Here is a 17,157-nt window from a genome sequence, read left to right as displayed (position 1 = left end):
GTTGTCGGCGACGAGCGGCGGGAAGCGAGGAGGGGCCGGTGACGTCAGGCGTCGGTGCGCTCTGGTCGGCCCGCAACTCGCTGCGCATCCTGGTCAAGCGGGACCTCGCGGTGAAGTACCAGCAGTCGGTCCTGGGCTATTTCTGGTCGCTGATCGAGCCGCTCGGCATGGGTGCGATCTACTGGTTCGTCTTCGGGGTGCTCTACTCCGGCGCCACCCGCCGGCACCTGGGCGACGCGTCGGGGTCGTACCCGCTCTTCCTGATCACCGGCATCTTCGCCTGGATGTGGGCCAGTTCGGCGATCAATGAGGCGACGAACGCCCTCACCGGTCAGGCCCGCCTGATCACCACCATGAACGTGCCCCGTCAGGTCTTTCCGATCGGCCGGGTCACCGGCCGGTTCGCCGAGTATGCCGCCGGCCTGCCCATCCTCATCGGTATCGCCGCGGTCTACGCCGCGCACGGGAAGATCCACCCCGGCTGGTCCCTGCTCGCCCTGCCGCTTGCGGTGGCGGTGCAGCTCGTCCTGCTGGTGGGGCTCTCGCTGCTGCTGTCGGCGTGGAACGTGCTGATGCGGGACATCGAGCGGTTCATGCGGCTGATCATCCGGGTGCTCTTCTACGCCACCCCGATCATCTATCCGCTCAGCCTGGTCCGGGACTCCGGCATGCCCACCTGGGTGAAGGTGGCCTACGAGCTGAACCCGCTGGTCGGCATCTTCCAGCTCCACCACGCGATCTGGTACCCGGACGAGTTCCCGGACGCCCGGCTGCTGGCCACCACCGTGCTGGGCAGCCTGCTGGTGCTGGCGTTCGGCTGGTGGTCGTTCCGTCGCCTCGAACCCGCCGTGCTCAAGGAACTGTGAATGGCGATCATCGAGGCGGAGGGCCTCGGCATCCGGTTCGTCCGCAACCGCCGCCGCCAGCTCCGGCTGCGGGAACTGCTCATCCACCGGGGCGGGCGGAACGCGGCCGCCGGCCAGTTCTGGCCGTTGCGCGACGTGTCGTTCCGGATCGAGCCGGGCGAGACCGTCGGGGTGGTCGGGCGCAACGGCACCGGGAAGAGCACGCTGCTCCGGCTGATCGCCGGGGTGCTGATCCCCGACGAGGGCCGGATCCGGGTCCGCGGGGACGTGGCGCCGCTGCTGGAACTCTCCGCCGGCTTCTCCAACGACCTGACCGGCCGGGAGAACCTCTACCTGGTCGGCGGCCTGCACGGCCTCTCCACCGGCTACCTGCGCCGGCACTTCGACGAGATCGTCTCGTTCGCCGGCGAGCAGGTCGAGCGCTCCATCGACACCTTGGTACGCCACTACTCGTCCGGGATGAAGGTCCGGCTCGGCTTCGCCGTCATCGCGCACCTGCCGCACTCGGTCCTGCTGGTGGACGAGGTGACCGCGGTCGGGGACGCGGAGTTCCGCGCGAAGTGTTATGCGACCATCGAGCGACTTCTCGCGGAAGGGCGCACGCTGGTGCTGGTGTCACATAACGAAAAGGACCTCACCCGGTTCTGTCGTCGGGGGCTCTACCTCGACGGCGGACGGTTGACCGTCGACGGGACGATCGACGAGGCGCTCGCCGCCTACGCCAGCACGGCGCAGCGGTGACGCTCGCGATCGTGCTCGCCGCCGACCCGCCGGCGGCCGGCCTGACCACCGCTGCCGGGGCGAGCCTCGTCGACCGGCTGGCCGGGCAGTGGCGTCGCGCCGGCGTGGCCGACGTCAGGATCGCCGCCGACCTGGGCGAGCTGGCCGCGCTGGTGACCGCCAGCTCCGGCCCCGTGCTGGTGAGCGGCGCCGACCTGGTGGCGCACACCGCCGTACTCAAGCATGTGGCGACCAGCCCGGTCGGGCCGACGGTGGCGCTGGTGCTCACCGACCCGGCCGCCGCCGGGCAGGTCACGGTCCGGGAGGAACGCGGCCAGGTGGTCGCGGTCGGCGCCCCCGGCGAGCTGCCCGACGCGACCGGCGTCTTCGGCGGCGCGCTGCGGGTCGGCCCGGCCGACCTCCCCGCGCTGGCCGCCGCCGCCCGTGCGGCCGCCGGCACGGCGGCCGGGTCGGCGGTGGACCGGCTCTTCGCCGATCTCGCGGCGCGCGGCACGCTGACCTTCGCCCATCGGGTACGCCTGCTCGTCGCGCGCCGGGTCACCACCGGCGCGGAGCTGGCCGCCGCCGAGGCGGCCGTCGCCGCGGTCGAAGAGGACAAGGCCGAGCTGCGACTCTCGGTGAAGGAGCGGGACGACTTCTTCACCACGTTCTTCGTCAGCACCTGGTCGCCGTACGTGACGAAGGCGGCGGCCCGGATCGGCCTCGGACCGACCGCGGTCACCATGATCTCGGTGCTCTTCGCGGTGGCCGCCGCGCTGCTCTTCGGCGTCGGCGGGCGGCCCGCGCTGGCCGCCGGGGCGGTCCTGCTCTACCTGGGCTTCGTGCTGGACTGCGTGGACGGGCAGTTGGCCCGCTACACCCGGCACTTCAGCGCCTGGGGCGGCTGGCTGGACACCATGGCGGACCGGGCCAAGGAGTACGTGGTCTACGCCGGACTCGGCTACGGGGCCACCCACGCCGGTTTCCGGTACGGGTGGGCTCTCGCCATCGCCGCGATGACCCTGCAGACCGTCCGGCACATGACCGACACCTGGTACGGCGTCCTGCACGACGAGGCCGCCCGGCGGCCCCGTCCGGCGACCGTGGAAGCCGGTGGCATCGGCGGGAAACTGAACGCCGCCTCGACGAAGGTGCAGGCGGACACCGGTTCGGTGTCGTACTGGCTGAAGCGGACGGTGGTCTTCCCGATCGGCGAGCGGTGGGCGCTGATCGCGCTGGCCGCGGCGCTGTTCGGCCCGCTGGTGGCGCTCTGCGCGGTGCTGGTCTGGGGGACGTTGGCGTTCGCGTACACCGGGGCGTTGCGGACCCTGCGGGCCCGTTGGATGCGGGTGCCGGTGCTGACCACGGTCGACACCACCCTGCACCGCGACGACGGGCCGCTGGCCCGGACGCTGCCGGTGTCGCGCGGGCCGCTGGCGCTGGCGGTGTTCGGCGCGCTCGGCGCGGCGGGGCTGCTGCTCTGGGCGTTGGTGACGGTCCACGCCGGGCACCGGCTGCCGGGCTGGGCGGTGACGGTGGGGCTGGTGTTCCTGTTGAGTGGGGCGCTGGGGGCGCGGGCGGTGCACGACGGGCCGCTGGACTGGCTGGTGCCGGCCGCGCTGCGGGCCGGGGAGTACCTGTTCGCGATCGCCGTCGGCGTCGCGGGCCGGGCTCCGGCCTGGCTGATCTTCGGGTATGTCTTCGTGCTCACCCTGCACCATTACGACCTGACCGCCCGGCTGGAGAAGCGGCAGGCGGCCCCGCCGCTGCACGCCGCCACGGTGGGCTGGGAGGGCCGGTCGGCGGTGCTGACTGTCGCGTCAATCGCCGGAATTGCGAGTATCGCTCTGGCTACACTCGGTGCGTACCTTCTCGTGGTTTTCGTCGCGAGTGTGGTCCTCGCCTGGGTGGTCCTGCCGGCCCGCGCCCGACGGACGCCCGCCGCCGTGGGCGGAGGTGACCGCTCGCCGGGCTGACGGAGGGCCAGGCCGGGATGACTCTGATCAGCTTCGTCGTACCGGCCTTCCGGGTGCAGGGCTACCTGCGGGAATGCCTCGACTCCATCCTCGACCAGCCGTTCGACGACCTGGAGGTGATCGGGGTCGACGACGCCTCGCCGGACGACAGCGGCGAGATCCTCGCCGAGTACGCCGCCCGCGACCCCCGGGTCCACCCGGTCCGCCTCACCGAGAACGGCGGCCTCGGTCCCGCCCGCAACATCGGGTTGGACCGGGCCGTCGGCGAGTACGTCTGGTTCGTCGACGGCGACGACTGGCTGGTCGCCGGCTGCCTGCCGCACGTCGCCGACCGGCTGCTCGCCAACCGGCCCGACGTGCTGATCGTCGACCACGTCCGGGCGCACTGGAACAACGTCGGCACCCGCAGCGCGATGGGCGAGGTCTTCCCGGCGCCGCCCGGCGAGGGGACGTTCCGGCTGCGGGACCGGCCGGAGACCATGCGGCTGCTGCACACCGCGTGGAACCGGCTGGTCCGCCGGCGGTTCCTGCTCGACCTGGGGCTGCACTTCGCACCGGGCTGGTACGAGGATGTCTCGTTCAGCTACCCGGTGCTGATGGCCGCCGAGCGGATCGGGGTGCTGGACCGGGTCTGCGTCAACTACCGGCAGCGGCGGACCGGGGCGATCACCCGGACCCGGGGTGACCGGCACTTCGAGGTGTTCGCCCAGTGGCACCGGGTGTTCCGGCTGATGGACCGGTGGGGGGCGGCGGTCGCGGAGCTGCGGCCCGCCGTCTTCGAGCGGATGATCTGGCACTACCTGACGGTGCTCGGCAACGGCGACCGGATCGCCCCGGAGTTGCGCCCGGCGTTCTTCGCCCAGATCCACGTCGACTTCAACCGGTTCCGGCCGCCCGGCGGGTACCCGGCCCCCGGCGGGGTCGAGGGGTTGAAGCACCGGCTGGTGGCCGCCGGGCGGTGGCGTACCTTCAGCGCGCTGCGCGGCGCCAACCAGGTCGGGGACGTTGCCCAACGTTCGGTGCGGCAGGCCCGCCGCACGGTGCGGCCGGTGGCCCGGCGTACCGCGCGGGTGACCCGGGACGCGGTGCTGCGGGAGTACTACCGGGCCGAGCTGCACCGGCCGCTCGACCCGACGCTCGCCGTCTTCGCCGCCTACTGGTACCGGGGGTACACCTGCAATCCGGCGGCCGTGTACGCCGCCGCCCGCCAGCTCGTCCCGCACGTGCGCGGGGTGTGGATCGTCCGGCGGGACCGGGTCGGCACGCTCCCGCCCGGGGTGGAGTACGTCGTGGCCGGCACCCCGGCCTACTACCGGGCGCTGGCCCGGGCCCGCTGGCTGGTCAACAACGTCAACTTCCCGGACTTCGTCCGCAAGCGGCCCGGCTCGGTGCACGTGCAGACCCACCACGGCACCCCGGTCAAGGTGATGGGGCTCGACCAGCAGCGGTACCCGGTCGGCGCGATGGGGATGGACTTCGCCCGGCTGCTGCACCGGGTGGACCGCTGGGACTACAGCGTCACCTCGAACAGCTTCTCCACCCAGATGTGGGAGCGGGCGTACCCGGCCCCGTACACCACACTGGAGGTCGGCTACCCGCGCAACGACCGGTTGGCGCTGTCCACCCCGGACGAGGCCCACAAGGTCCGGGCGGAGTTGGGCATCGGCCCGGACGAGCGGGTGGTGCTCTACGCGCCGACCCACCGGGAGCACCTGCCCGACTGGCAGCCGCCGTTCGACCCGGACCGGCTGCTCGACGTGCTGGGCCCGTCCGGCCGGCTGCTGATGCGCAGCCACTACTTCCACGACCGGGACCGGCGGCCCCGGGGACCGGCGGCGGGCCGGCTGCTCGACGTCAGCGCCCACGACCGGGTGGAGAACCTCTACCTGGCGGCCGACGTGCTGGTCACGGACTACTCGTCGGCGATGTTCGACTACGCCGTCCTGGACCGGCCGATCGTGGTCTACGCGCCGGACTGGGAGGCGTACCGGGTGGCCCGGGGCGTCTACTTCGACCTGCTGGCGGAACCGCCGGGCGCGGTGGCGGAGAATTTCCCCGAACTGCTCGAACTGTTCCGCGCCGACGCGGTCCGGTCGACGGCCGCCGAGCAGGCCCGGCAACGGTTCCGGACCCGGTTCTGCAAGCTGGACGACGGGCACGCCGCCGAGCGGGTGGTCCGCCGGGTCTTCCTCGACGAGCGGGCCTGAGCGGTCCGCGTCGGCGTCGGATCGGCGACGTGCAGCGATCCGGCGAGGTCGATGCGCCGTAACAGGTCTGCCACGAGACGAACATGGCACGTTTACCCGATGTGCTGATCCCGTGATCCTGGTCACAGTCAACTCCGGGTTCCGCCGACGAGCTGGGGGAGGAGACGGTGACCACCGTCGCGCTCAAGGATGTGACCAAGGTGTTCCCGGACGGGACAGTCGCGGTCGACACCATCAATCTCGACGTCAACGACGGCGAGTTCATGGTGCTGCTCGGCCCGTCGGGCTGCGGCAAATCCACCGTGCTGCGGATGGTGGCCGGCCTGGAGGATCCCACCACCGGCGCGGTGATGCTCGACGGCGAACTGGCCAACGACCTGTCACCCCGGGAGCGGAAGATCGCCATGGTCTTCCAGGACTTCGCGCTCTACCCGCACATGACGGTCGGCGACAACATCGCCTTCCCGCTCCGACTGGCCGGGGTGGAGCCGACGCCCCGCGGCGAGCGGGTCGCCGACGTGGCCAGTGCGTTGGGCATCGGCGACGTGCTCGGCCGGAAACCGAGCCAGCTCTCCGGCGGCCAGCGGCAGCGGGTGGCGATGGGGCGGGCGATAGTGCGCCGCCCCGGGGTGTTCCTGATGGACGAGCCGCTCTCCAACCTGGACAGCGGGCTCCGTGCGGAGCTGCGGGCGGAGATCTCCGGTCTCACCCGGGAGCTCGGCGTCACCACCATCTACGTCACCCACGACCAGGCCGAGGCGCTCACCATGGCCGACCGGGTCGCCATCATGCGCAAGGGCGTACTCCAGGACGTGGGCACCCCCACCGAGGTGTACGGCCGGCCGGCCACCCTCTACGTCGCCGCGTTCCTCGGCAGCCCGCGGATGAACCTGCTGGAGGCCTCGGTCTACGTCCACCTCGACCGGTACGTGACGCTGAACCTCGGCGAGCAGGCGCTCTACCTGCCCTGGGACGACATCCGCAGCCGGGCCGTGGCGCACTACCACGGCGCGCGGATCGTGGTGGGGCTGCGGGCCGACGCGCTCACCCCGGTCGCCCCGGATACCCCGGGCGACGTGCTCCAGGGGCGCATCCGCTACCTGGAGCACCACGGGCACGAGTCGCTGGCCTTCCTGGACATCGGCGCCACCGCGATCATGGTGGACGAGATGGGCGGACCGGTGGAGACCGGCGAGAACGGCCAGCGCGGCCTGCGCCGGTTCGGTCAGGTCATGCAGCGGCTGGCCGGCCGGGCCGCCGAGGCGCCGGTCTCCGCGCCCACCAGCGGCGGCAACCGGACCAGCGTGCTCAACGACCCGGGGCGGCACCACCGCCGCCCGGCCGAGCTGGCGGTCCGGCTCGCCCCGTACCCGGCCGTGTCGGCGGGGCACCCGCTGGCCGTCCAGGTCCGGATGGACGCCCTGCACTTGTTCGACGAGCGCGGCGACCGGATCGACGTCCGCTGGCGGTGAGCGTGACGCCTGGCCAGCCGGGTCTTGCCCGGGAAGTTACCGACGAGTAGCGTCTGGGCATGTCCATCGACTCTCGCCAGGTGGCCGCCGGTCTGCTGGAGGCCGTGCCGTTCGCCCGCACACTCGGAATCGAATTCGTCGAGGTCGCGCCCGAGGCGGAGGGCGGGGTCCGCGCCGTCGTCCGGCTCCCCGACTCGCCGGCCACCCACAACCACGTCGGCGGCCCGCACGCCGGGGCGATGTTCACCCTCGGGGAGACCGCCTCCGGCGCCGTGGTGCTCGCCGCATTCGGTCAGCTGCTGGACCGGGCGGTGCCGCTGGCCGTCCGCGCGGAGATCGCGTACCGGAAGGTGGCCATGGGTCCGGTGCTCGCCACCGCCCGGCTCGGTCGCCCGCCGGCCGAGGTGATCGCCGAGCTGGACGCCGGCACGCGGCCCGAGTTCCCGGTCGAGGTCGAGGTGAGCACCGAGGACGGGACCGTCACGTCCGTGCTGACCGTGGTCTGGACCCTGCGCCCGAACCGCTGACCCGCCCGCCGAATCGGGTTTGCCCGGCCGGTCCACTGGATAGATTCGTACCGTGCTGGGCCTACCTGCTCATGTGACCGCCTGTCTCTTCGATCTGGACGGTGTGCTGACGCAGACCGCCAAGGTGCACAACGCCGCCTGGACCGAGACCTTCGACGCTTTCCTGCGGGACCGCGCGGCGGCCACCGGCGAGCCGTTCCGCCCGTTCGACCCGGGACCGGACTACAACCGGTACGTGGACGGCAAGCCGCGCGCCGACGGGGTGCGTTCCTTCCTGGCGTCCCGCGGGATCACCCTCCCCGAGGGCACGCCGGACGACCCGCCCGAGGCGGACACGGTGCATGGGGTGGGCAACCGCAAGAACGTCATCCTGCTCAAGCGGATCCACACCGACGGCGTTGAGGTCTATCCCGGCTCGGTGGCCTACCTGGAGGCGGCGGCCGCCGCCGGGCTGCGCCGGGCCGTGGTCTCGGCGAGCGCCAACTGCCGGGCCGTGGTCGCCGCCGCCGGGCTGGACCGGCTGCTGGAGGCCCGGGTCGACGGGGTGGTCGCCCGGGAGCGGGGGCTGCGTGGCAAGCCGCACCCGGACACCTTCCTCGCCGGCGCCGAACTGCTCGGGGTCGCCCCGGCGAACGCCGCCGTCTTCGAGGACGCGCTGGCCGGGGTGGCCGCCGGCCGGGCCGGCGACTTCGGGTACGTGGTCGGCGTCGACCGGGTCGGCCAGGCCGACGAGCTGCGCGCCCACGGCGCCGACGTGGTGGTCACCGACCTCGCCGAGCTGCTGAAGGAGCCAGCGGCATGATCCGCGAACGCGCCTATCCGGTCGAACCCTGGCACGTCCGCGAGGTCCGCCTCGACATGGACGTGCTGGCCCAGTCCGAGTCGGTCTTCGCCCTCTCCAACGGGCATGTCGGGCTGCGCGGCAACCTCGACGAGGGCGAGCCGCACGGCCTGCCCGGCACCTACCTCAACTCCTTCTATGAGCTGCGCCCGCTGCCGTACGCGGAGGCCGGCTTCGGCTTCCCCGAGTCGGGCCAGACCATCGTCAACGTCAGCAACGGCAAGCTGATCCGGCTGCTCGTCGACGACGAGCCGCTCGACGTCCGGTACGGCGAGCTCCTCTTCCACGAGCGGATCCTCGACCTGCGCGCCGGCACCCTGCACCGGGAGCTGCACTGGCGCTCCCCGGCCGGGCGGGAGGTCAAGGTCCGCAGCACCCGGCTGGTGTCGTTCACCCAGCGGTCGGTCGCCATGATCAGCTACGAGGTGGAGGCGGTCGACGGGCCGATCCGGCTGATCCTCCAGTCGGAGCTGGTCGCCAACGAGAACCTGCCGGCGCAGAGCCGCGACCCGCGGGTGGCCGCGGTGCTGGAGTCGCCGCTGCAGGCCGAGGAGGAACTGACCACCGACGACGGTGGCCTCCTCATCCACCGCACCAAGGTCAGCGGGCTCCGGGTCGCCGCCGCCATGGCGCACGACGTGCACGGCCCCGAGCGGACGACCGTCGAGTCCGAGGGGTACGAGGACTGGGTCCGGACCACCGTCGGCTGCGTGCTCAAGCCCGGCCAGACGCTCCGGGTGGTCAAGTACCTGACGTACGGCTGGTCCAGCCGGCGGTCCCTGCCGGCGCTGCGCGACCAGGTCGGCGCGGGCCTCGCGGCCGCCCGCCTGGACGGCTGGGACGGACTGCGCCGGGAGCAGCGGGAGTACCTCGACGAGTTCTGGGACGCCGCCGACGTCCGGGTGGAAGGCGACCCGGAGGTCCAGCAGGCCGTCCGCTTCGGGCTGTTCCACGTGCTCCAGGCCGGCGCCCGCGCCGAGCGGCGGCCGATCTCCGCGAAGGGGCTGACCGGCCCCGGCTACGACGGGCACGCGTTCTGGGACACCGAGATGTTCGTCCTGCCGGTGCTCACCTACACCCAGCCAAGCGCGGCCCGGGACGCGCTGTACTGGCGGCACTCCACCCTGGCCCAGGCGCACGAGCGGGCCCGGACCCTGAACCTGACGGGCGCCGCCTTCCCGTGGCGGACCATCGATGGCCCCGAGTCGTCGGCGTACTGGCCGGCGGGCACGGCCGCGTTCCACATCGCCGCCGACATCGCCGACGCGCTGCGGCGGTACGTCCTGGTCACCGGGGACGAAGGGCTGGAGCAGGAGATCGGCCTGGAGCTGCTGGTGGAGACCGCCCGGCTGTGGCGCTCGCTGGGGCACCACGACCGCAACGGCCAGTTCCACATCGACGGGGTGACCGGCCCCGACGAGTACACCGCGGTCAAGAACGACAACATCTACACCAACCTGATGGCCCAGCGGAACCTGCTGACCGCCGCCGAGTGCGCGATGCACTATCGGGACCAGGCGGCCGACCTCGGGGTGAGCGAGGAGGAGGCGGCCGCCTGGCGGGACGCCGCGCACGCCATGCACGTCCCGTACGACGACGACCTCGACGTGCACGAGCAGGTCGAGGGCTTCACCCGGTTGCAGGAGTGGGACTTCGAGCACACCCCGCCCGAGAAGTACCCGCTGCTGCTGCACTACCCGTACTTCGACCTGTACCGCAAACAGGTGATCAAGCAGGCCGACCTGGTGCTCGCCATGCACTGGCGGGGGGACGCCTTCACCGGCAAGCAGAAGCTGCGCAACTTCCTCTACTACGAGCGCCGCACCGTGCGGGACTCGTCGCTGTCGGCCTGCACCCAGGCGGTGATGGCGGCCGAGGTGGGTCACCCGGAGCTGGCCCACCGCTACCTGCGCGAGGCCGCCCTGATGGACCTGCACGACCTGAACGAGAACACCCGCGACGGCGTGCATATGGCCTCGCTGGCCGGCGCCTGGATCGCCCTGGTCGCCGGCTTCGGCGGCCTGCGCGACCACGACGGGACGCTCTCCTTCTCGCCGCGGCTCTCCAGCCGGCTCAGCCGACTCGAGTTCTCGCTCCAGTGGCGGTCGATGCACCTGCGAGTGGACGTCCGGCCGCACCAGACGACGTACTCGCTGCGGCACGGCGGGCCGGACGCCGTGCTGGAGCTGCGCCACCACGGCGAGGCGATCCGGATCACCCGAGACCGGCCGGTCACCGTGCCGGTGCCGGCGGCCCACGCGTCCGGTCCGCCGCCGGAGCAGCCGCCCGGCCGGGCGCCGCTGCTGCACCTGCCCGAGGACGCCAGCTGAGGGACGCGGCGCGTCCCGGCCCGGGCGGGCGGGGACGCGCCGGCGCGGTCAGAACTGGCGGCCGTTGGACGGGCGACCGCCCGCGTCCCGGGGCGCCACCGCCCGCGGGTCCTCCGGTGTCCGGGCCTCGGCCGCTTCGTCCCCGAAGTCCCGGGCGTGCTCGGCGTCCTTTTCCTGCCGTTCCAGCTCGGCGATCTGCTGCCGGGACCTGTCCTGCTGCTGGGCCATGACGATCCTCGCGATCCGTCGGGGCGCGGCTGCGCCGATCTACGGTCCCTCCGCGCCTTCCCGCTCGACCCGGCCGCAAACGGCTGCTCACCCCTCGAGGTGTCGCGCGAAGCTCAGCCGGAGGTGGTTCTTCGGGCGGGCGCCGACGATCGAGACCGCCCGGCAGGGCGACGCGCAGCTCAGCCTCGTCGTGGACCCGGTAGCCGTTGGCGCACCGGCGTGGTCGTACCAGTCCCTGGGTTGTCGTCGGCGTCAACGCAACAGGTGAAGACGAGTGCCATCGGGGTATGCGCGGTGATCGGCAAGGTGTGGAGGTCGGAGATGCGGACGCGCGAGGTGACTGTTCCGGTGGTAGAGGGCGGCCTGCCCGCCGACCTGATCGTGCCGGACCGGCCGGCCGGGGTGGTGCTCTTCGCCCATGGCAGCGGCAGTTCCCGGCACAGCCCGCGCAATGTGGCCGTGGCCCACGTGCTCAACGACCGGTCGCTGGCCACCGTGCTGGTCGACCTGCTCACCCCGGCGGAGGACGCGGTGGACGCCCGCACCGCCGAGCTGCGTTTCGACATCGGGATGCTGGCCGAGCGGCTGGCCGCGACCGTCGACTGGATGGCCACCGATCCGGACCTCGGCCCGCTGCCGGTCGGCCTCTTCGGCGCCAGCACCGGTGCCGCGGCCGCCCTGGTCGCTGCGGCCGCCCGTCCGGAGCGGGTCGGGGCGGTGGTCTCCCGGGGCGGCCGGCCGGACCTGGCCGGTGCCGCCCAGTCGACGGTCCGGGCGCCGACGTTGCTGCTGGTGGGTGGGTTGGACGAGCAGGTGATCGTGCTCAACGAGCAGGCGCAGGCGGCGCTGGGTGACGTGGCCGAGCTGCGGATCGTCCCGGGTGCCACCCACCTCTTCGAGGAGCCCGGCACCCTCGACCAGGTCGCCGACCACGCCGCCGAATGGTTCGCCACCCGGCTCGCCGTCCCCGCCTGACCCGCCGAGGTTGATCATGGTCTAGCACCGAGGTGGATCGCGGAACCTGCCCCAACTCCCTGACTCAGGCCGGGGTGGAGGGCGGCCCGGCGGCCGGCTCGCGGTGGCGTTGGACGGTGTCGATGATCCGCCAGGTGACGGCGGCGATCGGAACCGACACGAAGGCGCCGGCGATACCGGCGATCAGGGTGCCGGCGGTGACCACGATCAGGATGATCGCGGGGTGCAGCTGCACCTGACGCTTCATGATCAGCGGTTCCAGCAGGTTGCCCTCGATCTGCTGGACGGCGATCACCGCGGCCAGCGTGAGCAGCGCGGTGGTCGGGCCGTTCGCGGCGAGGGCGACGAGTACCGCCACCGCGCCGGCGACCGTCGCGCCGATGATCGGCACGAACCCGCCGAGGAAGGTGATCAGCGCCAGCGGCAGGGCGAGCGGCACCCCGAGCAGCACCAGCGCCAGGCCGATGCCGATCGCGTCGATCGCCGCGATGAGCATCGTGCCGCGGCTGTACGAGCCGAGCGTCCGCCAGCCGACCCGGCCGGCCTCCGCGGTGACCGCCCGGTTCGGGCCGGTCATCCGGCGCAGCACCCAGCGCCACATGGACCGGCTGTCCTTGAGCAGGAAGAAGAGCAGCACCAGCGCCAGCAGCACGGAACCGGCCACCTCGGCGGCGGTGCGCGCCCCGCCGACCGGGTCGGGGGCGCTGCCGCTCAGCCCGTCCCGGGTCTGCTGGACCAGCCGGTCCAGCTGGGCGTCGGTGATCGACAGGGTGGAGGTGACGAAGTCGCGGCTGCGTTCCAGGCCCTGGTCGAGCTGCTGGCTCAGCTCACCGAACTGGCTCGCGGTCAGGTTCCAGACCAGCACGCCCAGCCCGACCAGGACACCGAGCAGCAGCAGGATGGTGAGCAGGGCGGCGGGCGCCGCCGGCACCCGGAGCCGGCGCAGCAGGAGCAGCACCGGGTCGAGCAGCGCGGTCAGGAAGAGCGTCCCGGCCAGCGCGATGGCCAGCGGCGCCAGCAGCACCGCGACCTTCCCCAGCAGCCACAGCCCGGCGATCACCACCACCAGGCAGGCGCTCCACGTCACCGCGGTCCGGACCGGCCAGGGCAGGCCCGCCCAGGCCTGTCGGGGTCCCGCCGCGCGGGTGCGCTCCGCCGTCACCTCGGGCGTCCGCCCGGTACCGTCCTCAACCACGTTGGCCCTCCTCGATCGTGGCCGCTCGGTACCCGCCCGGCACGGATCCGACACCCCAACCCGGACCGCCCGCCGGCGGCCACGCCGGGTACCGAGCCGGCGCCGTCGTCGATGACGATCGTCCACGTGGTACGCCGCCGCAGGTCCGAAGTGAAGAGCAGCCCCGGCGGCATGGTGGGTCCCCTCCGGCGGGAGATCCCACGGTCCCCCGCCGGACCGGGGCACGGACGGTGTCCGGGTGCGTTTGCGCCCCCGGCCCGAGGGAAGGCATCAAGGCAACAAGGGAGATCCGCAGATGAGTGACTTCATGGATAAGGCCAAGGACTTCGCCGACCAGCACGACAAGCAGGTCGACCAGGGGTTGGAGAAAGCCGGCGACACGGCCGACCAGCGCACCGGCGGCAGGTACGACGAGCAGATCGACAAGGGCGTCGACATGGCGCAGCAGCGGACCGGCCAGGGCGACAGCGACCGCTGACGTCGCCGCGCTCCCGGGTCGCCGCACCGCCGGTGGCCCGGGAGCGGCGTCTCCGCCGCCGGAAATCCGGGCCGGCCTCTGGTCTGGATCGACCGATCCCGCCACGATCCGCAATCGGGGCATGACTCAACGTCGAGTCCCGCGGAGTCGACCCGCACCGCCCGGCGGTGCCGCGGACGAGAGCGAGCCAACCGGTGATCGACACCTCCGAGGCAACCATCCCGCAGCGCTATCCGTTCAGCGCCCCCGAACGACTCGACCTGGATCCGCGCTACGCGCGCCTGCGCCGCGAGCAGCCGCTCACCCGGGCCCAGCTGCCGTACGGCGAGCCGGCGTGGCTTGCCACCTGGCAGCAGCAGGAGACCGGGATCCTGGCCATGGACCCGCCGGACCACACACGGCCGCGCCGCCTGGTGGCCAAGGCGTTCTCCGCCCGCCGGGTGGAGGAGCTGCGTCCCTGGCGGACGAGCTGGACGGGCTGTCCCCGACCGTCGGCCGAGCGGATCGTGCCGGAGGGGTGACGGGTCCCACAACTCGGTCCTGACCACGACGAAGGGCCGGTCTCCCGCTTCGGGGAGACCGGCCCTCGGTCGTGTGCTCGTGGATCAGGAGCTGTAACCGCGGCCCGCGATCCAGTTGGCCAGCTCGGTCACGTCCATCCAGTACTCCGGCTCGCCCGGGTTGGCCGGGTCGGCGATCATCACGGTGTTGCCGTCGTCCTTGTACTCCACCACGTTCAGGTAGTGGCCGGGGTAGTTGTGCTCCACCCCGTCGACGTCGAGCGCGCCGCCGAGGATGTTGGCCACCACCGGACGATCCTGGTCGACCGCGGCCTTCACATCGGCCCGCAGCCGCTCCACCTGCTCCTTGGTGGCCACGTCGTCCCGGATCTCGGTGGTCTTGTACTTGCCGCCGGTGTACTCGTTGAGCACCCGGGTGATGTCGATGGCCGAGTCGGTGCCGTTCTCGGTCGTGCCGAGCTTCTTGGCCAGCTCGTCCTGGCTGACCGCCTTGCCCTCGGCCGAGAGCGCGATCCGGGTCGACGCCGGGCCGCAGTAGAAGTAGTTCGGCTGCGCCTCGTACTCGTAGCCGGCGCGGCGCTCGCCCTTGTCGGCGGCGCCCTTGCCGTTGCCCTTGTCGACGGTTACCGAGGTGACCGGCTTGGCCTGCGCCGGGGCGGCCTGCGCGGCCACGGCGGGACCGGCGATGACACCACCGGACATGATCAGACCGGCGGCGGAGAGCATGCTGTTACGGAAGATCGTGTTCATCTCGAAGCTCCATTCGGGGGTTGGCACCTCCGGGGTACGGAGACACAGCACCGGAGTGGCGCTCTGCTTGTCTGGGGAATCGGTGGGCCGGTGCTGCTCGGTCACACGGAGGATGTAACGACCGGGGCCCGGCCACGATTCCGCCGGCGATGTGACGCTGGTCCTCAGAGAACCGGACATTCAGGCGAAATTGTCGCGCCGGGGTGCAGCGCCCCCGATGCGTGTGTGCCTGATGAGCGGTATACCTGACCGGCATATTTATGACTGACAGTCATGTCGCTCGCCGCACACCTGCCCGTGGGGGGTACATGCCCGAACAGGCGATCAGCTGATCAGGCGCTGGCGGGCCGGTCGGCGGCGGGAAGGCTGCCCAGCAGGCGGGTCACCGCGATCTCGATGACCACCCGCTCCGGGTTGGGACGCGGCTGCCGGTACCGCTCGGCGTACCGGCGCTCGGCCTCGGCCACGGATGCCGCGTCGCGGCGGAGCACCGCCCGACCCTCCACGGTCAGCCACCACCGCCCGTCGACCTGGCAGACCGCCACCGGAACGCCGTCCGGGCCGGCCGCCGCCACGTGCCGGGCCTTGGCCGAGGTCCCCGAGGTGATCACCCGGGCCAGCCCGGCGTCCGCGTCGAAGGTGACCCCGACCGGTACGACGTGCGGGGTGCCGTCCGCGCGCAGGGTGGTCAGCGTGGCGAGGTGCCGCTCCCGGAAGAACGCGCCGACCCGTTCGTCCTGCGGGTCCAACCGGTGGTCGCCCGCCATGTCCCGTCCCCTGTCTGCCCGTCCGGACCGGCCGCCGGCCCAATCCCGATCATGACACGGGACGACGGAGCCGGCCTTGTTCCGGTGGAGACTCCGGCTGACCGGGCAGCCGCCGCTGCGCCGCTCGATGCTTGTGGGCCAGCCGGGTGAGGTAGATCAGGGCGCCGGCCAGGACGCCCATGTCGTCCAGGTAGATCGGATCGGGGAGCACGTCGACCGGGAGGATCGTGTAGATCAGCGCGCCGTAGAAGGCGACCTTGCCGCCGGCCCCTAGCGCGCCGAGCAGCCGGCGGGCACGCACCAGCCGGACGGCGAGCAGCACGGCCCCGACCAGCGTCGCCAGCGCGACGATGGCGACGAGCACGACCAGGATCCACATCTGGCGGGACACCAGGTCACGCTAACCCAGTCCGACCAACCCCGCGAGCGGCCCGGCCGGGTCGCCGCCGGCGTCAGTACGCCGCCGCGGCCGCCCGACCGCGGGCCACGGTCGCGGTCTCCCGGGTGGTCTCCGCCGCCGCCCGGGCCACCGGCGCGGACTCCCGGGTGGTGATCGCACCGCTCAGGTCCATGGTGGAGAGCAACGACTGCACCTCGGGTGCCCGGCCGGTCGCCGTGTACGCCTCGTCGCGGAGGCTGCGGGCGGAGGCGGCCGCCAGCTCGGCGGCCCGCCAGGCGGCCTGCTCCCGCTCCCGGGCGGCCCGCTGCCCGGTGAGCAGGTTCTCCCGGACCAGCCGCTTCAGCAGCAGCTCCTGCTCCACCGGGTGCCGGCTCGGGTCCCAGCCGCGGTGGCCCAGGATGTCGCTGAGCTGCTCCACCGTGATCTCCTGCCGCCACTGGCCGTCGAGCGCCGCCCGGTGCAGCCAGCGCTCCCGGTCCACGTACTCGGCGGGCGTCCGGGCGGTACGCGGCAGCGGCAGCGCGGCGGCGGCCGCCAACCGGCGGACGTCCTCCTCCGCCACCTCGTACGCCCGCCACGCCTCCTCGGCCTCCTCCTGGGCGGCCAGCCACCCGGCGCGTCGCCGCCCGGCGGTGGCCGCCGCGCCCTTCGCGGCCACCCCAACCTCCTGCGCGTAGCGGGCCCGTTCGCGAGCCTCCTCGGCCAGCTCGAAGCTGCTCGGCATCGCGGCCTCGCTGATCCGGTCGCCCAACACCGACCGGAAACGGTCCGGGCGCACGATCAGCGCGGCGACGGCGATCGTCGCCACGGCGAGCAGGGCCAGCCAGATCCCGGCGGCCTGGGGAACGTCCGGCAGGACGGTGGAGAAGACGGTCTGCATTACCAGCACCTCTGGTGGAACGGT

General features: G+C 72.7%; 17 protein-coding genes. 11 read left to right on the top strand and 6 right to left on the bottom strand.

What is annotated here, in order from left to right:
- Positions 1–38: 38 nt before the first annotated feature.
- The 8 genes from SLP03_RS11580 (at position 39) to SLP03_RS11545 (ending at position 10,939) form a co-directional block, all read left to right on the top strand.
- Positions 39–866: an ABC transporter permease gene (locus SLP03_RS11580; RefSeq protein WP_319460554.1), complete on the top strand. Its 828-nt coding sequence runs from the start codon at positions 39–41 to the stop codon at positions 864–866.
- The gene (locus SLP03_RS11575) at positions 867–1,607 is read left to right on the top strand and encodes an ABC transporter ATP-binding protein (protein ID WP_319460553.1); all 741 of its coding nucleotides are present in this window, start codon (positions 867–869) and stop codon (positions 1,605–1,607) included.
- A complete protein-coding gene (locus SLP03_RS11570; RefSeq protein ID WP_413644501.1) occupies positions 1,604–3,562 on the top strand; it encodes a DUF5941 domain-containing protein in 1,959 nt (652 codons plus the stop codon). Before SLP03_RS11575 ends, SLP03_RS11570 begins: the two co-directional genes overlap by 4 nt.
- 17 nt (positions 3,563–3,579) lie before the next feature.
- The gene (locus SLP03_RS11565) at positions 3,580–5,769 is read left to right on the top strand and encodes a bifunctional glycosyltransferase family 2 protein/CDP-glycerol:glycerophosphate glycerophosphotransferase (protein WP_319460552.1); all 2,190 of its coding nucleotides are present in this window, start codon (positions 3,580–3,582) and stop codon (positions 5,767–5,769) included.
- Positions 5,770–5,936: 167 nt separating this feature from the next.
- On the top strand, positions 5,937–7,241 hold the full coding sequence (locus tag SLP03_RS11560) for an ABC transporter ATP-binding protein (protein ID WP_319460551.1): 1,305 nt from the start codon (positions 5,937–5,939) through the stop codon (positions 7,239–7,241).
- A gap of 59 nt (positions 7,242–7,300) precedes the next feature.
- Positions 7,301–7,768, top strand: coding sequence for a DUF4442 domain-containing protein (locus SLP03_RS11555; RefSeq protein WP_319460550.1), 468 nt, complete (start codon positions 7,301–7,303; stop codon positions 7,766–7,768).
- Positions 7,769–7,820: 52 nt separating this feature from the next.
- Entirely contained in the window at positions 7,821–8,570 is a 750-nt protein-coding gene (locus tag SLP03_RS11550) for a beta-phosphoglucomutase family hydrolase (RefSeq protein ID WP_319460549.1), read from the top strand.
- Complete coding sequence (locus SLP03_RS11545; RefSeq protein WP_319460548.1) at positions 8,567–10,939, top strand: glycoside hydrolase family 65 protein; 2,373 nt, start codon at positions 8,567–8,569, stop codon at positions 10,937–10,939. The genes SLP03_RS11550 and SLP03_RS11545 overlap by 4 nt, the downstream gene beginning before the upstream one ends.
- A gap of 48 nt (positions 10,940–10,987) precedes the next feature.
- On the opposite strand, the gene SLP03_RS11540 is transcribed toward SLP03_RS11545, so the two are convergent.
- On the bottom strand, positions 10,988–11,167 hold the full coding sequence (locus tag SLP03_RS11540) for a hypothetical protein (RefSeq protein WP_319460547.1): 180 nt from the start codon (positions 11,165–11,167) through the stop codon (positions 10,988–10,990).
- A 321-nt stretch (positions 11,168–11,488) separates the two neighbouring features.
- Between SLP03_RS11540 and SLP03_RS11535 the strand changes: the two genes are divergently transcribed.
- Positions 11,489–12,142, top strand: coding sequence for a dienelactone hydrolase family protein (locus tag SLP03_RS11535; RefSeq protein ID WP_319460546.1), 654 nt, complete (start codon positions 11,489–11,491; stop codon positions 12,140–12,142).
- Between the two features lie 64 nt (positions 12,143–12,206).
- Here the strand turns inward: SLP03_RS11535 and SLP03_RS11530 are convergent, their stop codons facing one another.
- Positions 12,207–13,337: an AI-2E family transporter gene (locus SLP03_RS11530; protein ID WP_319460545.1), complete on the bottom strand. Its 1,131-nt coding sequence runs from the start codon at positions 13,335–13,337 to the stop codon at positions 12,207–12,209.
- 295 nt (positions 13,338–13,632) lie between these two features.
- On the opposite strand from SLP03_RS11530, the gene SLP03_RS11525 reads away from it, so the two are divergent.
- Both SLP03_RS11525 and SLP03_RS11520 read left to right on the top strand, forming a co-directional pair.
- Positions 13,633–13,815: an antitoxin gene (locus SLP03_RS11525; protein WP_319460544.1), complete on the top strand. Its 183-nt coding sequence runs from the start codon at positions 13,633–13,635 to the stop codon at positions 13,813–13,815.
- A 194-nt stretch (positions 13,816–14,009) separates the two neighbouring features.
- The gene (locus SLP03_RS11520) at positions 14,010–14,336 is read left to right on the top strand and encodes a hypothetical protein (RefSeq protein WP_319460543.1); all 327 of its coding nucleotides are present in this window, start codon (positions 14,010–14,012) and stop codon (positions 14,334–14,336) included.
- Positions 14,337–14,420: 84 nt separating this feature from the next.
- On the opposite strand, the gene SLP03_RS11515 is transcribed toward SLP03_RS11520, so the two are convergent.
- The 4 genes from SLP03_RS11515 to SLP03_RS11500 all read right to left on the bottom strand — a co-directional run bounded on the left by SLP03_RS11515 (position 14,421) and on the right by SLP03_RS11500 (position 17,133).
- Positions 14,421–15,086, bottom strand: coding sequence for a C39 family peptidase (locus SLP03_RS11515; RefSeq protein WP_319460583.1), 666 nt, complete (start codon positions 15,084–15,086; stop codon positions 14,421–14,423).
- A 332-nt stretch (positions 15,087–15,418) separates the two neighbouring features.
- Complete coding sequence (locus SLP03_RS11510) at positions 15,419–15,853, bottom strand: pyridoxamine 5'-phosphate oxidase family protein (RefSeq protein ID WP_319460542.1); 435 nt, start codon at positions 15,851–15,853, stop codon at positions 15,419–15,421.
- A 49-nt stretch (positions 15,854–15,902) separates the two neighbouring features.
- Entirely contained in the window at positions 15,903–16,244 is a 342-nt protein-coding gene (locus tag SLP03_RS11505) for a YkvA family protein (protein ID WP_319460541.1), read from the bottom strand.
- Between the two features lie 61 nt (positions 16,245–16,305).
- Positions 16,306–17,133, bottom strand: a complete 828-nt coding sequence (locus SLP03_RS11500; protein WP_319460540.1) for a hypothetical protein — start codon at positions 17,131–17,133, stop codon at positions 16,306–16,308.
- Positions 17,134–17,157 lie beyond the last annotated feature (24 nt).

This window comes from Micromonospora sp. RTP1Z1, assembly GCF_033804685.1.
Taxonomy (GTDB): domain Bacteria; phylum Actinomycetota; class Actinomycetes; order Mycobacteriales; family Micromonosporaceae; genus Micromonospora.
The sequence above is the reverse complement of the archived record's forward strand: the minus strand, read 5'-3'. Positions and strand labels throughout refer to the sequence as shown.

What these genes read in the sequence shown, in the direction of transcription:
- SLP03_RS11575 (WP_319460553.1), top strand. Translation starts at nt 867, where the DNA reads ATGGCGATCATCGAGGCGGAGGGCCTCGGCATCCGGTTCGTCCGCAAC.
- SLP03_RS11565 (WP_319460552.1), top strand. Translation starts at nt 3,580, where the DNA reads ATGACTCTGATCAGCTTCGTCGTACCGGCCTTCCGGGTGCAGGGCTAC.
- SLP03_RS11555 (WP_319460550.1), top strand. Translation starts at nt 7,301, where the DNA reads ATGTCCATCGACTCTCGCCAGGTGGCCGCCGGTCTGCTGGAGGCCGTG.
- SLP03_RS11545 (WP_319460548.1), top strand. Translation starts at nt 8,567, where the DNA reads ATGATCCGCGAACGCGCCTATCCGGTCGAACCCTGGCACGTCCGCGAG.
- SLP03_RS11540 (WP_319460547.1), bottom strand. Translation starts at nt 11,167, where the DNA reads ATGGCCCAGCAGCAGGACAGGTCCCGGCAGCAGATCGCCGAGCTGGAA.
- SLP03_RS11535 (WP_319460546.1), top strand. Translation starts at nt 11,489, where the DNA reads ATGCGGACGCGCGAGGTGACTGTTCCGGTGGTAGAGGGCGGCCTGCCC.
- SLP03_RS11525 (WP_319460544.1), top strand. Translation starts at nt 13,633, where the DNA reads ATGAGTGACTTCATGGATAAGGCCAAGGACTTCGCCGACCAGCACGAC.
- SLP03_RS11515 (WP_319460583.1), bottom strand. Translation starts at nt 15,086, where the DNA reads ATGAACACGATCTTCCGTAACAGCATGCTCTCCGCCGCCGGTCTGATC.
- SLP03_RS11510 (WP_319460542.1), bottom strand. Translation starts at nt 15,853, where the DNA reads ATGGCGGGCGACCACCGGTTGGACCCGCAGGACGAACGGGTCGGCGCG.
- SLP03_RS11500 (WP_319460540.1), bottom strand. Translation starts at nt 17,133, where the DNA reads ATGCAGACCGTCTTCTCCACCGTCCTGCCGGACGTTCCCCAGGCCGCC.